The following is a 14518-nucleotide window of genomic DNA, read 5'->3' as shown; positions in this document are numbered from 1 at the left end:
ATGGACAAATCCTGTACTAATCATTACTCACATTTCTGAATTATTATTAATGTTGTGGCTATTAATTATGGGAATTAACGTTAAGAAATGGAAGCTACTAACACAATAAGAAAAACAGCTAGTAAGTAAGTGCAAACAAAACATAAAAACTCAGTTCTGTGTTTAATCAGGAATGATTTACGAAGACACTTACTTCTGAGCACTCAATTTCTTTTCTGCAAATATATTTTGTTCCATGATTTGTAACTCATCGGTAATTGTATCCAGCAATATCCCAAAGTCATCTTGGTTGATAAGATTACTTTCTCGACCCGGAAAAATTTCTTCTACGGGAAACCTATAATTAAGATCAATGGTAAATTTATAAAAATTAGTAAGTAACTGACCCTTGCTATTTAAAAGAGGAACCTCTAAAACAATTGGATCATCAATATTATTTACCAGATTAGGAACTATCCAAGGACGACTTGAATTAAGAACATCAGGATCACGCTTTAGTGTAATATTCTTACTAGGGATTCTTTTTTTATTCGTGTACCATTTATTATTAATAGCATCATATGCGTCATAGGTTTCTTTTGCCGTTTTCACAACATCTAAACTATCTAATGTCGATTCGATAATCCTAGTTGCTGCCTGATTAAAAGGAAGCTCTGAATGCAAAGTTTTCATACCTATGTGTATACCAAGCAAGTTTGAATATACATCTTCAACCGAGAAACTAGAAAATTTTTCTGGTATAAAAGGAATGGTTGATGCGCCATACCAAGTAGAGATCTCATGCCATAGGGACAGATCGTAGGTTATTTTTCCAGCTAATAGAATACAGTCATTATTACTAAGCTGTGCAGGTACATTTAAATATAAAGTCTTACGTCCTGCTTCTTTACGTAAAGGTAAAATTACTTCGCCTTTTCCTCTACTATTTAGAATTGTGGTGTATAAATAACGTGTCCAATCAATTTGATCTCGTAAGTGACCAATATCAATAAAGCCTCCTTTATTCGTATAAATCGTTCCAGTGCCTTCACTTTTATTACCCATATAATGATGTTCATTCAACTCATCAATACTAATCACCTGATCAATAGAAACAAATGGCACTCCCCATATTTTTAAATCATAACCAAAAGCACAACAGGCTCGAATAATACGTGGAGGAGTTTTTCCTGCATTAAAAATGTCTTCCTTCTCATTTTGAGCGTGCGTCGTTATAGGAGTAACAATAAAACATAGTAGGATAAAGAATTTTATACTATCCAATGTTATTTTATAAATGATAAATTTCATAATACTAGATATGCTAGATAATAAAATATTACAGGTTATTACGCTTTATCATATCCGGATATAGTTCATCCTCAACCCACATAAAGTTGGGAAATATGCGCATAATTTTTTCATAACATAATTTAGCTCGTTGTATTTGATCGGTAGCTTCATATGCTTGTCCCAAAGCAGTCATTGTATTGATATACATCCAATTATTAACAACCAATCCCTGTTTTTCAAAACTTTTAACTGCCTTTACATAATATTCGATTGCCGCTGCTTTATCTCCTCCAAAAGCAGATGGTCGGTAATACATGGAGTTTCCTTTTTCTATATTGCCCTGAATATTCTCTGGATCTAGTTCGATAGATTTGTCAATGTATTTCATGCTTTTCCTACCTAAGTAAATCGCTTTAAAATTTGAAATACCAATCGTAAACGCAATATATGCTCCCTTATATGCTAGTAAAGTTGGATTTTCGGGAGATTCTTCTAATAATTTATCTATAATTTTTTCCGATTTATCTATATATTCTTCAGCAGTATCGTCTTTTTCTGCACCAATTAACCAAGCTGTATAACCATAGTAATAACTAATAAGTTCTAATTGTTCATCAAAACTACTATTCGAGTTTACATTTTTTTCGCAGGTATGCATTAATTCATACCACACATCCATTTTACCTCTCGAATACGCTTTGTAAATTGGGTCACGGTAAGGACTTTGAGAAAAGCCCAATTGTATTGAAAGCAACAAAACGCTAATTGCAATTACAAATCTTGTAATATATTTCGGTCTTTCCATATTAGTTTCTTCTGTTTATTATTTATGAGTCCTTTAATTATTATTAAAAGAAATACAATGTGCTGTGGCAGGACTAAAAATAGGTTTTGAACAATTGATTGTTGACTCGCCAACATTACAAAAAATCGAATGCAGACAATGCCAGTGAGATATGCAGTTAACCACCACAAACCCATATGTGCATACACTACAAATGGAGCAATGGTTGTTAAAATTGCAAAGGAAATAGTTACTAAAATACTATTCCCAAAAAATTGAAATATGTTCTTGATAAATCCTTCAATAGCATCATCTAGCCCTACATACATTCGGCAAGAAATATCATTATCTCCTAAGCGCGTATCACTGGCAAGCCCTTTTTGTTTAAATAATCTTATAATAGCAATATCTTCTACTTTATGAGACTTATATTTTTCGTGAGGCCATATTGCCTTATAAGTAGTCGCTTTAAACATCATGAATTGCCCATTTGCAGCTGAAAAAATTTTGTTTTTTGACTTTCGAATTAGATAAATTGGAAGTATACTCAACAAAACCCAGTTCATTAAGGGTACCGAAACTTTTTCTCCGAAAGACTTTACTATTTGCTTTGGAAATATCGACAACAAGTGAAGTTCGTGTTTCTGAAGATAGCTAACACTACGTTTGATTACGTCTTTTTTTACACTTACATCTGCATCTAAAAAGAGTAATAAATCCCCAGTAGCTGCTTGTGCTAATTGATGGCAGGCATGATTCTTACCTAACCAACCTTGTGGAAGTCCGTCTCCATTTAATAGTTTAATATTAGGTTTAAGTGATGTCCAATGCTTGATAATATTTTCCGTTTTGTCTGTTGAGTGATCATTATAGACAATGATTTCAAGCATACTGTATTCAAACGTTGATAATTGCTCCAATAAAGTTCCGATATTATCTTCCTCATTACGAGCCGGTATTAAAATTGAAACACGAGGCACCGATGTTAATGAAGTTACTTTTGGTAAATAAGCAAACGACAGATAATTAACAAATGCTACAAGCAATCTGATAATAAGCAGGATTATTAGAAAATAACAGAAATAAATCATCTTACGCCTTGTTTTGTAAAACACGATTTCGCAAAACGATTAAATTCTCGTTCTACATCTTCAGCATTTGTATTCGTACTTATAGTATGTGTCTCGTAATATACAAACATATCAGGTCTAAGTTTAGTTCCATAGTTAATAAGGTTAATATTATAAACTAATTGGAAATCATTCTTTGTGTTCTCCAAAATATGGGAAAGTAAGCCTTTTTCAAAAGTAAACTCTCGTATATATATGCTCTTAATTCTCCCTTGCGGAAAAAACAAAAATAGGTTCTTTTTATCCTGTAACATTTCAACGGCATAATCAAGGCTCGCTATACTTGATCGCTTACCTTTGTTGATTGAACTAGCGCCAATTTTGGTTAGTAACATGTTTTTACTCAACTCCTTTTCCAACATCATGAAATTAAATCTTCGTTTAAAAATTTTGAAGTTTAATAAGATTTGAATAAAACCATCATAAAACGAAAAATGATTACTGATCATAAGAATAGGCAGTCCTTTTTCTTCGTATTCACCTATATACTTAATACTACTAAAAAAAAAGCCTATTAGTATTTTTGTATAATACTTAGAAAACTTTACCCACAATTTACTATGATTGGCTCTTATCATTTTTTAATATAAATATTGTGAATAACTAAAATTATAAAAAAAACGAACTGAACAAAAAACAACCAACGTGCAGGTCTATTGTTCGTATTCACCCTAAACATCTGAATAACCCAATTAAAGATTAAAGCTAATAAAAACCAAGCCAGATAGTTATTTATAGGCGGGTCGTTTTTTGAAAACACCCACATGTCCATTAAGGGTGCAGCTTTTTCAAGTAAGATATCATATAGTACCATCAGTGACGCTGCACCTACAATAATCAGAATATTTTTAGATGTATATTTAGAGATAATACTGTTAGAAGCATACGTTAAGAAAACCCAATTAAGACCAATGATAATAGGTACATCAGCTATTTTAACACCAAGTCCTCTACCGTATTCATACACTCCGAATAATTTACCGGTTGCTACGCCAATAATTTCGATTACAATACTTAGTATAAAAATACTTGCTAAAACAGTAATCGTTTTTATATTCCACTCTTTATGATGTGAAAAAACAGCTACGGAAACTAAAACCAGGGTGAAAGGTGTAATTATTATAAATAAATTGTGAGTGAAAGGTGTGAAATATAAAGTCAACCCCACACAGTAAAAAACTATAAAAGTTATTGGGAGCCCTTCATTAACAATGTATTTAACTATCCGGTTCATCTACAATGCAGGTATTTCATTAGCAACAATTTTAGCATTAACTAAACAAAGCGGTATTCCACCATGAGATGCATTTTTTTCAAACATAATTACTTTATCTTCCTTGGCTACGAATCCGCAAGCAGCAACCAAGCCATCAATTCTGGAATCAATCATTACAATCTTCATACCTTTTTAGTTTTTTTAGACCTCTTTTCAAAAATATGAGTTAACGCCAAAGGTGATAAAAGCAATGAAAAATTGTAAAACATATCTTCAAGCGGAATTGAAAAAATATGAATTCCCAATATTACTTGAGGGTTGTAATCAAAAACAGCTTGTTCAATTCCTGTACCTGTTAAGATTCCGTTTATAATAAAAAATGGAATAAGTAAAATCGGATATATTGCTAAATAGTGCTGTACTACTTCTCTGCTAAAATAATAACTTAGCAAAAGTACCGCAGGCAAAACAAGGAAATTAACAAAAGTATACGTCAGATCTTGATGTAACAATGAAACTATAACTGATGCTATTACAATTAGAAAAGTTAAAACTTTTGTCCATTTTTCATTTAACTTGAATTTTGGAAAATGAAATTGAATTGCATAAAATGAGAACGCACAAGCATATGGAATGGCAATGAAAAAGAAATATTCTTCTAAAGGAAGCTTATTTATATAAATGCCAGAATTATAAATTGGGTTGAAAAACCAACATCCAATATGGGTGAAGATAATATCCCATGTCACAAAAATAATCATCGTTATTAAAATTGCAGGAAGTAGGTATTTCCAACGCTTATAGAGCTTAAGGTTTTTCTCGAAACTCAAAGCAAGCGGCCCAGCAAGTGATATAACAAGTATAATTAAATAAAGTGACATAGTTCGTGATTTATTATGCTCTATGCCAGTTTAAGTTTCTTACTGATATAAATAGAGCCTAATGACCATATCTTAACTCTATTAGGAATTCGAATTCGCTCATTAAGTAATTTCTCTACGGGAGTACTCGCTATCTTAGTCGTAAGTTTAGTATAATAAAGATAAGCTGCATACACTCCTTTTTTTGAATTATCAGGCAGTTCTTTGATTCCCTCTAAAGCAACTCTAAAATCTTCATTAATATCAATAATGATTTTTTTCTTGATAGCTTCAGTTAGTTTGTTATCCCTTAAGATTGGAAAGTAGATGCGATGTAACTCATTGATATCATCATTGATATCGCGTAAGAAATTCACTTTCTGAAAAGCAGAACCTAAACGCATTGCAGCAGGTTTTAAAGCCTGATAACGTTCTTCATCACCATTAACAAAAACCTTAAGACACATTAGCCCAACTACATCAGCCGATCCATATATGTACGCTTTAATCTCATCATCATCGAACTCTTTCTTTGATAAATCACTGTGCATGCTTTTTAAGAAAGCTTGTATTAGTTCATCATCAATATTGTATTTACGAACAGTTATTTGGAACGAATTTAGTATAGGATTAAGACTTATACCCTGATTATAAGCTCGGTAGTAATCTTCTTCAAAGTTAGAAAACAAAGCGGCTTTATCGTAATCGTGAAAAGTATCTACAATTTCATCTGCAAAACGCACAAAACCATAAATACTATAGATGCTATCTCTTATTGATTTATCAAACAGTTTAATACCCATTGAAAATGAAGTACTGTAATTCTGTGTAACAATTTTACTACACTTAAATGATACATCATCAAATAATTCCTTCATTTACTGCTTTTTAAATTTTTTTAATGCAATTATGATGATATAATATCATAATCATTAATACTTAAAAGTATTACTTCAGTCTATTCTCCTCTATAAGAGGTATATGTCCGAAGAGCTAGTTACGCATTAAAACTATTTAATTCTTCTTACTTTATATTTTGACAACTTAATATCGTCTGCAAAAGTAATCATCTTTTTCAAACTCGCCTACTTTTTAAATAAGCAATTACACTATCCTATAAACCTCTATGAGTTTGGTTTGGTTATCTTTAGAGTTTAACAATTAAATATTAGAAGTACTTATTATAAAAAATATTACTCACTAGGATAATAAATGTTATCAAATTACCATAGACGATCTCAGAGATCAATATCCTGAAAAGCTTGTGGAGAATATCCTGAGTTCCAAAAAAAAGCCGATGACATTATATATAGCAAATAGGACAGCTATGTCTAATCCAAAGACTTATGTTTATTTGCAAAGTCTCCAAATCATTTGATTTTGTATAAAGAGAAAAATAAAACTTACTAACGAAAGAACTTAAATCATTAATACTTATAACTTTATTGTTGAGTATTATTTCTCGTCGCCAAAAAGAATAACAAATGATGTAGGAAATTGTTATATTATCAGATGGAAATCATCTACCAATATCTTTATTTTAGGTGCATCCAATTAATTCCTAAGAAAAACGAGAAATGTTAATTTCCCTAGGAGCAACGAAAACTTATAAGCATTGGACGAAGAAAAAATAATCTTAAAATAATCATTGAACTAAAGGTTTCTGACAAGAAAAATAATAAATTGAACTTGACTATTAAAAAGTAATATAATGAAAACTAAGATAACTGAACTGTTTGGTATTGAGCATCCTATCATGCAAGGAGGAATGCACTATGTTGGCTTTGCCGAATTGGCTGCTGCTGTTTCTAATGCTGGTGGTATTGGAACAATTACGGGATTAACCCAAAAAACTCCAGCTGATTTAGCAAACGAAATTGCAAAATGTAAGAACCTTACCGATAAACCTTTTGCAGTAAATCTCACTTTTTTACCTACAGTTAACGCTCCAGATTATCCAGGTTATGTAAAAGCTATTATTGAAGGTGGTGTAACCGTTGTAGAAACAGCAGGACGAAACCCACAAGAGGTACTACCATATCTAAAAGACGCAGGAATTAAAGTGATTCACAAATGTACTTCTGTAAGACATGCCTTAAAAGCTCAGTCTATCGGTTGCGATGCTGTATCAGTTGATGGTTTCGAGTGTGGTGGCCATCCGGGTGAAGATGACATTCCGAATATGATCTTGCTACCGCGCGCCCAAGAAGAACTTGAGATTCCATTTTTAGCTTCTGGTGGAATGGCAGATGCTCGCTCTTTAGTAGCTTCTTTGGCTATGGGTGCTGAAGGTATAAATATGGGAACCCGTTTTATGGCCACCAAAGAAGCTCCTATCCATGAAAATGTAAAACAAGCCATTCTGGACGCCACTGAACTGGATACGCGTCTGGTAATGCGCCCGCTAAGAAATACGGAACGCGTAATGAATAATGCCGCAGTACAACGATTGTTAGAAAAGGAAAAAAAGTTAGGAAAGAATATCAAGTTTGAGGATATCATCGAGGAAGTGGCAGGCGTATATCCTAAAATAATGATGGAAGGAGATATGGAGGTTGGAGCATGGTCATGTGGGATGGTAGTAGGGCTGATTCAGGATATACCAACCTGCAAAGAATTAATTGACCGTATAATGGAAGAAACGTACAACTTAATTACCAAACGATTGAATGGCTTACTTTAGATTAAATAAAACAAAGCATACAACAAGAAGGCATTAATTCTTAAAGGTGAATTAGGGCAGCTTTCGAAATATTATAATGAACTGATAAAACTAGAATAAAAAAAAATAATATGCCACATTTCGTAATTGATTGCTCTGAGAATATCATAAAAATAGAATCACCGAAAAACATTATTCAGAAAGTGTATGATACAGCAGAGTCAACTGACCTTTTCGACAAAGGAGACATCAAAGTAAGAATTAATCCTTTTGAATTTTATACTATTGGAAATACTAAAGATGATTTTATTCACATTTTTGCTAATATTATGGAAGGACGAACCTCAGCTCAAAAAAAGAACCTTTCTGAAAAAATTATTATTGAATTAAAATTAATGTTTCCTACCGTTCAAATCATTTCAATTAACATTAGGGATTTTGAAAAAGCAACGTATTGCAATAAATCAATGGTATAAAAAGCACTATAACATGAAAAAAACTACTAAAAGTGTATTGAAGTATTTACTGGAATTTTTAATTGTAGCCTTCGGAGTTTTTCTAGGGATCTATGTTAGTGAACAAGAAAGTAAGAAGAAAACGAAACAAGAAAGAGAAAAATCCGTGAACTATATTCTCGAGGAATTGAATGACAATAAAAATAGTCTTCAAAAATCTATCAGTTATCATCAATTAATAAAAACAAAAATGGATAGTATTGTTCCAACTTTAAGTGGGACAGATGTATATGAAGCTTATTGGGGCAATAAAAAGTTTAAACACAATCAAATAAAAGGTTGGAATGGAGTTAGATTAGCTAATTTAGAGGATACGGCTTTTGAAGGAGCTAAAATTAGTGGTATCATACAAGAATATCAAATCGAATTTATACACGATATTTCAAAAATTTATAATCAGCAAAAAAAATATACCGAATTTGGAACTTCGATACTCAATAGAATGATAAATATTAATTCATCAACAAAAATTATTGATGTTTTTGGTTCTATCAGACTAATGACCGGTGACTTGCTTATTAATGAAAAACAATTATTGGAAAATATACAAAAAGTAGAAACCAATATAAAAATGTTACGTAATAACAAATAAATAATTATCATCGCCATTTATTTATAATGTAAGTAATAGAAATTCTACATTTAAATCTTAGCTTCTTTCAATCCGAAACTCCTTGGAAACAAAAGTTAGTTTTTCAATTGTTTTCCATATTTTAGAATAATCAAATAAATACATTAAAAGATCTATACGCTAAACACAAAATATGATAGCCTTACATAAGGGAGAATACACAGGAGACATTATACATAGTGCTCATATAGAAGGAAGTACTATTACAAATACACTCTATGCTGTAAACAAAAATAATCCTGATTGGCATTATCACGAGAATCTTCATATTTGTTTTGTATTCGAAGGAGGAAAAGCGGAAACCAGGCATCAAACCTCTTACAGTAAAAAAGAAGGAAGTATTTTTTTTTATCATTCAGAAGAGAAACATAGATGGATCTCTCCCCTACCAGTTTCAAAAAGTGCCAATATAGAAATTGAACAGAGTTTTCTTCAAAAATATAATTTAACTGAACCTACTATTAAAAATGCTATTCTATCTAATATAAATGCAAAAGCTTTAATATTAAAAATTCAAAACGAACTACTTGTTCAAGATAATCATAATCATATAAATCTTCAGACATTATTACTTGAGCTAGTATCACATCAAAAACAAAAAACGTATACCCAGCAACCCAGATGGGTAATACTACTTAGCCAATTATTAAATGATAATTGGAATGAGACAATATCGCTACAAGAAATCGCAATACAAGTAGGTGCACATCCTGTAACCATTTCAAAAAACTTTCGAAAATACTTTCATTGTAATTTAGGAGAATATCGACGAAAGCTAAAAATCGAAAAAAGCATTGATCTAATCAAAAACACACAACTATCTCTTTCTGAAATTGCATTTCATTGTGGTTTTACAGACCAAAGTCATTTTATTAGAAACTTCAAACAACTTACAGGCTTCTTGCCGAAGGATTACAGAAAGTTTTAAGAAACAGGCTAATTCCATTCTATTTTTGATGCTCCAGTACCACTACTTTTATAGCATCAAAAAACAAACATTATGAACATCAAATCTAAGAACAAAACGATCAAACTCTTACTTATATTACTGTTAGTTATAACCATTCATCTGGCACCAATTGGAGCATCCGCGCAACAAAACAATATAAAATCTGTAGATGCTAAAGAACTAAACACTCTTATAGATTCTATTTCGGATATAGTGCAGCGGTATTATATAGAACCAGAAACAGGGAGACAGATTGTAAATCACATTCGCACTAAACATAAAAAAGGTCACTACGCTGATATCAAAAATCCACAAGTATTATCCGATTCACTTAAAGAAGATCTGAGAGCTATTAATGGAGATCTGCATATGAGTATGGTTTATAAATCTCCAAGAGAAATTTCTACAGCTAATACTCCATCCATACAAGTAAATAAATCTGGACTTTGGACGAATTATGGGTTAAATAAAATCAAAGTATTAGACGGAAATATAGGGTATCTAAAAATTAAACACTTTACACGACACCAATTCTTGGAAAACATTAAACCTGTAATAACAAGTGCTATCGAATCCTTAAAAAACACCGATGCGCTTATTGTAGATGTAAGAAATAACGGTGGCGGTTTCGAAGATATGGTTGCATACTATATCAGTTATTTTGTTGATAGTAAAGATCCAATCCATCTTTCTGACTATAGATGCACATTACACAATCATACATACGGGGTTTCTACAGATCCGAATGTATTGGGAACCAAATTACCCAACATCAAATTATATGTACTGGTCAATGCCAATACCGGATCTGCCGCAGAATCATTCGCCTACATGCTTAAACATATGGGTAGAGCCACAATTATTGGTAAAACAACTGCCGGTGCAGGAAATGGTGCTTCAATTCATGAGATTAATGATCGATTTACGATACAAGTATCTAGTGAAGAAACCATTAATGCTATAACCAAAACAAGTTTCGAAAAAACAGGAGTTATCCCACATATATCAACTACAGGTACTCAAGCTTTTTCTGTAGGGTATAAACTAGCTTTGGAATATGCTAAAGAAAACAACACAAGAAACATACACCCTTCTAATTATGACCATTTGATTGATTTCATTTCTATTCCCAAAAATAACACCGCAATAGATCAAGAAATGCATTCCAAATACCTAGGAATCTATAAGGGAGGAAGTATACACATCACAATCTCCTTAGAAAATAATATTTTATATGGCCAGATGAGAGCAAAAGGAGGTAAAATGGAATTAACCCTATTAGAAAATCACACCTTTAAAGTCGGTGATATCAAAGAACGTATTCAATTTGTATTAGATAATAAAGGAGATGTTGTCCAACTTATAGGTATTGATTCTCCTATGGAACTCACCAAAGTTTTAAATGACTAATGAACTTAAAAAAGCACCTTATGAAATTTAGGTTCTCATCTAATTACTTAATGACGGGAAAAGCAGGTGGATAATAAATATATACTGCCCTAAGAAACCGAGAAAAATCTGATTCCAAAAGAATATTTACCCAAAATATAAGTTAATCTAAAGATATGTAACAAACCACTAATTTTTAGACCTTATGAATAAACCGATATGGCAAAAATCTACTATGATCACCCTGCGATTAACGATATACATGATATTATGCTCAATCATTCAAGGTTTTGCTCAAAATCAACAAGAAGCTGAACAAAAATTGAGAGATTCTATTCATTCCGAGTTTATCAAAAACTACAGTGATTGCTCATTCTATAGTAAAAATGGTGTTACTAATTTTAATGGGAAAACTGAGTTTTGGAAGATTTGCAAATTAAAAAATGGGAATAGAATTATTCAGGTAGAATCTCATGCTGAAGCTACTTATTTTCAGGAAATTTATTTCGAAAAGAAGGGAAAACTCCTCTATGCAAGAGAAACTCAAAATTATAATCCTATCAATAGTTTCGAACAAATGAGATGGAATTGTGATTTCTATATCCAAAATAATAAGGTAATTACTACCATGTCTCTTGGACACGGAAAAACAGAAAATGAAGAATGGGACGAAAATGCGATTATAGAAATGTATTCTAAGAGATTAATTGAAATAGAAAAAATTCAACAATAGTAACAAAAAAGATTCTTTACAGAGTCTTTTTTGCTTTTTTAAGAATATAATTCACTTGCACTTGAATAAAAAATACTCGATGTTGAGTAAAAAACATTCGAAATTGAATGAAAAACATTCAATTTCGAGTAAAAAACACTCAATATTGAATATAATTCACTGGAAGTTATAGTCGCGATTCAGATTCAATATGACTGTCGGGTAAAGTGTTCTTCTGTAATATAACAAAGCTATTATTAAACATGAAAGAACTAAACATAATAACACACCAAATCCTATTATAGTGAATAGAAGTTTTACATACAAAAATGCAACAAAACCAAATTACTTAAGTATTTATCTATGAACTTATAACTGGGAAATTTTATTTTAAGTAAACCCTCACAATCATTACATACAATTTTCGTTATTTTGCAAACAAATATTAGATACTTGAAAAATACATTTTTCTATATAGTTTTTATACTGTTTTTTTCTACCATCACATTTGCGCAAGAAGGTAAAAAAATTAAGGTTCAATCGGATCGTACTATTAAAAATGAGGAACGTTTTCCTGGAGCGACGATTCTAGCCAAAGTAAACAAACAAGTTTATATTGAGCATGATGGTATTGAGATTTGGTGCGATCAAGCAATACATTATAGCGAAGATAAATTCATTAAGGCTCTTGGTAATGTAAAAATGAAACAAGGGGATACACTAACAATGACAAGTTCTTATGCAGAGTATAATGGTAATAGTAAGTTTGCCTATGCAAGAGAAAAAGTGTTTTTAGAAACTCCATCGAATACATTAACCACTGATACGTTATTTTTTGACCGCCTACGTCAGCAAGCATACTATCGAAGTGGAGGAACTGTAAGAGACTCTTCTAATACGCTTACCAGTAGAATAGGTAGATATTTTATGGATAGAAAACAATATTCATTTAATACCCAAGTAAAAATCGTCAATCCGGAAAACACTGTAGATTCTGATCGTTTAGATTATTACACAGATAATGGTCACGCATATTTATATGGCCCATCAACCGTAAAAGGAGAAGAAAGCACATTGTACTGCGAACGTGGTTTTTATGATACTAAGGTAAAAACCGGGTATGCTATAAAAAATGCACGGATTGATTATGACAATCGTACGGTTTATGGGGATAGTATATTTTACAACAGTGCAATTCAATTTGCATCCGCAACCAATAATATAAAAGTATTGGATACAGCTAACAACTCTGTAATTACCGGTCATTATGCCGAAGTCTTTAAGGACAAAGACTCCGTATTTATTACCAAAAGAGCTTTAGCAGCCACTTTACAGGAGAAAGATTCTATATACATTCATAGTGACACATTAATGGTAACAGGAAAACCTGAACGCAGGATTATGAATGGTTTTTATGATGTCCGGATTTTTAAAAGTAATATGAGTGGTAAAAGTGACTCTATCAATGTAGATCAAACAACTGGATATACTAAAATGATAGGTAAACCCATTATCTGGTCACAGCGTAATCAGATGACAGGAGATACCATTAAGATTATCTCTAATCCCGAAACCGAAAAACTAGATTCACTGATCGTATACCAAAATGCCTTTTTAGTACAGGAAGACACACTGAAAGCTGGATATAATCAGGTGAAGGGACAAACTTTATACGGACTATTTGAGGACAATGAAATTTATCAAGTAGATATAGATAAAAACACCGAAACTATATTTTATCAGAGAGAAAGTGAAGGAGAACTGAAATTGATTGGTATTAATAAAGTATTATCCAGTTCCATCAAGTTACTATTGGAACAACGAGAAATTGTAGACGTATTTTATTATCAAAATGTAGATGGAACCTTATATCGAGAAATCGATCTGCCAGAAAATGCCAGAGAGCTCTCAGGTTTTAAGTGGCGTGGAGAGGAACAAATATTAAGTAAAAAAGATCTTTTTAGAGGCGAAGCACCACCAAAATTAACTAAAATAACCGGAATACCACTACCAGTAGAAGATGATGACTTCTTTGATGAGGAAACCATAAAACGTTTAGAGGATAATAAATCCAAAGACTCTCGCCTATTAGAACAAAAACTAGAAGATGCTCAACTAAAAGAAACAAATAAAGAACTGGATTCAACACCAATAATAAAGGAAAAAATAAGAGAAGAAGTAAAATTAAAAAAGAAAAAAGATACAACTTCAAAAAAGAAAACATCTGCCAAAACTTCCTTCTTAGATCCTGATCTTAATCGAACTGCTAGACAACGCGATAGTATTACTGTAACTAGCTTAAAAAACCAAAAATCAGCTGATAGTATCAAAAAGAAAAAATAACAATCTAGATCAGCAACAAAATTGTTATTTTACAAATTATACTTTAGCGAGTTTC

General features: G+C 31.8%; 15 protein-coding genes. 7 read left to right on the top strand and 8 right to left on the bottom strand.

From position 1 onward, the window contains the following. Positions 1-189: 189 nt before the first annotated feature. From Q0910_RS00935 to Q0910_RS00900, 8 genes are read right to left on the bottom strand one after another with little or no spacing between them, the layout of a single operon-like run. Positions 190-1290, bottom strand: coding sequence for a DUF4056 domain-containing protein (locus tag Q0910_RS00935; RefSeq protein ID WP_299211296.1), 1101 nt, complete (start codon positions 1288-1290; stop codon positions 190-192). 28 nt (positions 1291-1318) lie between these two features. Next, entirely contained in the window at positions 1319-2077 is a 759-nt protein-coding gene (locus tag Q0910_RS00930) for a hypothetical protein (protein ID WP_299211293.1), read from the bottom strand. Beyond that, positions 2044-3147 (bottom strand): glycosyltransferase, encoded by a 1104-nt coding sequence (locus tag Q0910_RS00925; protein WP_299211290.1) that lies wholly within the window; start codon positions 3145-3147, stop codon positions 2044-2046. The genes Q0910_RS00930 and Q0910_RS00925 overlap by 34 nt, the downstream gene beginning before the upstream one ends. Next, a complete protein-coding gene (locus Q0910_RS00920) occupies positions 3144-3764 on the bottom strand; it encodes a 1-acyl-sn-glycerol-3-phosphate acyltransferase (RefSeq protein WP_299211287.1) in 621 nt (206 codons plus the stop codon). The genes Q0910_RS00925 and Q0910_RS00920 overlap by 4 nt, the downstream gene beginning before the upstream one ends. Then, on the bottom strand, positions 3761-4420 hold the full coding sequence (locus tag Q0910_RS00915; RefSeq protein WP_299211284.1) for a carotenoid biosynthesis protein: 660 nt from the start codon (positions 4418-4420) through the stop codon (positions 3761-3763). The genes Q0910_RS00920 and Q0910_RS00915 overlap by 4 nt, the downstream gene beginning before the upstream one ends. Continuing rightward, positions 4421-4588, bottom strand: coding sequence for a hypothetical protein (locus tag Q0910_RS00910; RefSeq protein WP_299211282.1), 168 nt, complete (start codon positions 4586-4588; stop codon positions 4421-4423). Continuing rightward, positions 4585-5283, bottom strand: coding sequence for a lycopene cyclase domain-containing protein (locus tag Q0910_RS00905; protein WP_299211279.1), 699 nt, complete (start codon positions 5281-5283; stop codon positions 4585-4587). The genes Q0910_RS00910 and Q0910_RS00905 overlap by 4 nt, the downstream gene beginning before the upstream one ends. A gap of 20 nt (positions 5284-5303) precedes the next feature. Then, the gene (locus Q0910_RS00900; protein WP_299211276.1) at positions 5304-6140 is read right to left on the bottom strand and encodes a phytoene/squalene synthase family protein; all 837 of its coding nucleotides are present in this window, start codon (positions 6138-6140) and stop codon (positions 5304-5306) included. 833 nt (positions 6141-6973) lie between these two features. On the opposite strand from Q0910_RS00900, the gene Q0910_RS00895 reads away from it, so the two are divergent. The 7 genes from Q0910_RS00895 to Q0910_RS00865 all read left to right on the top strand — a co-directional run bounded on the left by Q0910_RS00895 (position 6974) and on the right by Q0910_RS00865 (position 14463). Further along, on the top strand, positions 6974-7945 hold the full coding sequence (locus Q0910_RS00895; protein ID WP_299211273.1) for a nitronate monooxygenase family protein: 972 nt from the start codon (positions 6974-6976) through the stop codon (positions 7943-7945). Between the two features lie 110 nt (positions 7946-8055). Beyond that, positions 8056-8400 carry a 5-carboxymethyl-2-hydroxymuconate Delta-isomerase gene (locus Q0910_RS00890; protein WP_299211270.1) on the top strand — a complete coding sequence of 115 codons (345 nt, stop codon included), beginning with the start codon at positions 8056-8058 and terminating at the stop codon, positions 8398-8400. A gap of 13 nt (positions 8401-8413) precedes the next feature. Further along, on the top strand, positions 8414-9031 hold the full coding sequence (locus tag Q0910_RS00885; RefSeq protein WP_299211267.1) for a hypothetical protein: 618 nt from the start codon (positions 8414-8416) through the stop codon (positions 9029-9031). A 172-nt stretch (positions 9032-9203) separates the two neighbouring features. Further along, positions 9204-9998, top strand: coding sequence for an AraC family transcriptional regulator (locus tag Q0910_RS00880; RefSeq protein ID WP_299211264.1), 795 nt, complete (start codon positions 9204-9206; stop codon positions 9996-9998). 72 nt (positions 9999-10070) lie between these two features. Then, a complete protein-coding gene (locus tag Q0910_RS00875) occupies positions 10071-11429 on the top strand; it encodes a S41 family peptidase (protein WP_299211261.1) in 1359 nt (452 codons plus the stop codon). A gap of 184 nt (positions 11430-11613) precedes the next feature. Beyond that, entirely contained in the window at positions 11614-12141 is a 528-nt protein-coding gene (locus Q0910_RS00870) for a hypothetical protein (RefSeq protein ID WP_299211258.1), read from the top strand. Between the two features lie 432 nt (positions 12142-12573). Continuing rightward, complete coding sequence (locus Q0910_RS00865) at positions 12574-14463, top strand: OstA-like protein (RefSeq protein WP_299211255.1); 1890 nt, start codon at positions 12574-12576, stop codon at positions 14461-14463. Positions 14464-14518 lie beyond the last annotated feature (55 nt).

It is taken from the genome of uncultured Aquimarina sp., from assembly GCF_947495315.1.
In the GTDB taxonomy this organism is placed as follows: Bacteria; Bacteroidota; Bacteroidia; order Flavobacteriales; family Flavobacteriaceae; genus Aquimarina.
Note: the sequence above shows the minus strand (reverse complement) of the source record. Positions and strands in the feature narration are given on the sequence as shown.

Excerpts from the sequence above, each read along its gene's own strand:
- Q0910_RS00935 (WP_299211296.1), bottom strand. The coding sequence starts at position 1,290 with ATGAAATTTATCATTTATAAAATAACATTGGATAGTATAAAATTCTTT.
- Q0910_RS00930 (WP_299211293.1), bottom strand. The coding sequence starts at position 2,077 with ATGGAAAGACCGAAATATATTACAAGATTTGTAATTGCAATTAGCGTT.
- Q0910_RS00925 (WP_299211290.1), bottom strand. The coding sequence starts at position 3,147 with ATGATTTATTTCTGTTATTTTCTAATAATCCTGCTTATTATCAGATTG.
- Q0910_RS00920 (WP_299211287.1), bottom strand. The coding sequence starts at position 3,764 with ATGATAAGAGCCAATCATAGTAAATTGTGGGTAAAGTTTTCTAAGTAT.
- Q0910_RS00915 (WP_299211284.1), bottom strand. The coding sequence starts at position 4,420 with ATGAACCGGATAGTTAAATACATTGTTAATGAAGGGCTCCCAATAACT.
- Q0910_RS00910 (WP_299211282.1), bottom strand. The coding sequence starts at position 4,588 with ATGAAGATTGTAATGATTGATTCCAGAATTGATGGCTTGGTTGCTGCT.
- Q0910_RS00905 (WP_299211279.1), bottom strand. The coding sequence starts at position 5,283 with ATGTCACTTTATTTAATTATACTTGTTATATCACTTGCTGGGCCGCTT.
- Q0910_RS00900 (WP_299211276.1), bottom strand. The coding sequence starts at position 6,140 with ATGAAGGAATTATTTGATGATGTATCATTTAAGTGTAGTAAAATTGTT.
- Q0910_RS00895 (WP_299211273.1), top strand. The coding sequence starts at position 6,974 with ATGAAAACTAAGATAACTGAACTGTTTGGTATTGAGCATCCTATCATG.
- Q0910_RS00890 (WP_299211270.1), top strand. The coding sequence starts at position 8,056 with ATGCCACATTTCGTAATTGATTGCTCTGAGAATATCATAAAAATAGAA.
- Q0910_RS00885 (WP_299211267.1), top strand. The coding sequence starts at position 8,414 with ATGAAAAAAACTACTAAAAGTGTATTGAAGTATTTACTGGAATTTTTA.
- Q0910_RS00880 (WP_299211264.1), top strand. The coding sequence starts at position 9,204 with ATGATAGCCTTACATAAGGGAGAATACACAGGAGACATTATACATAGT.
- Q0910_RS00875 (WP_299211261.1), top strand. The coding sequence starts at position 10,071 with ATGAACATCAAATCTAAGAACAAAACGATCAAACTCTTACTTATATTA.
- Q0910_RS00870 (WP_299211258.1), top strand. The coding sequence starts at position 11,614 with ATGAATAAACCGATATGGCAAAAATCTACTATGATCACCCTGCGATTA.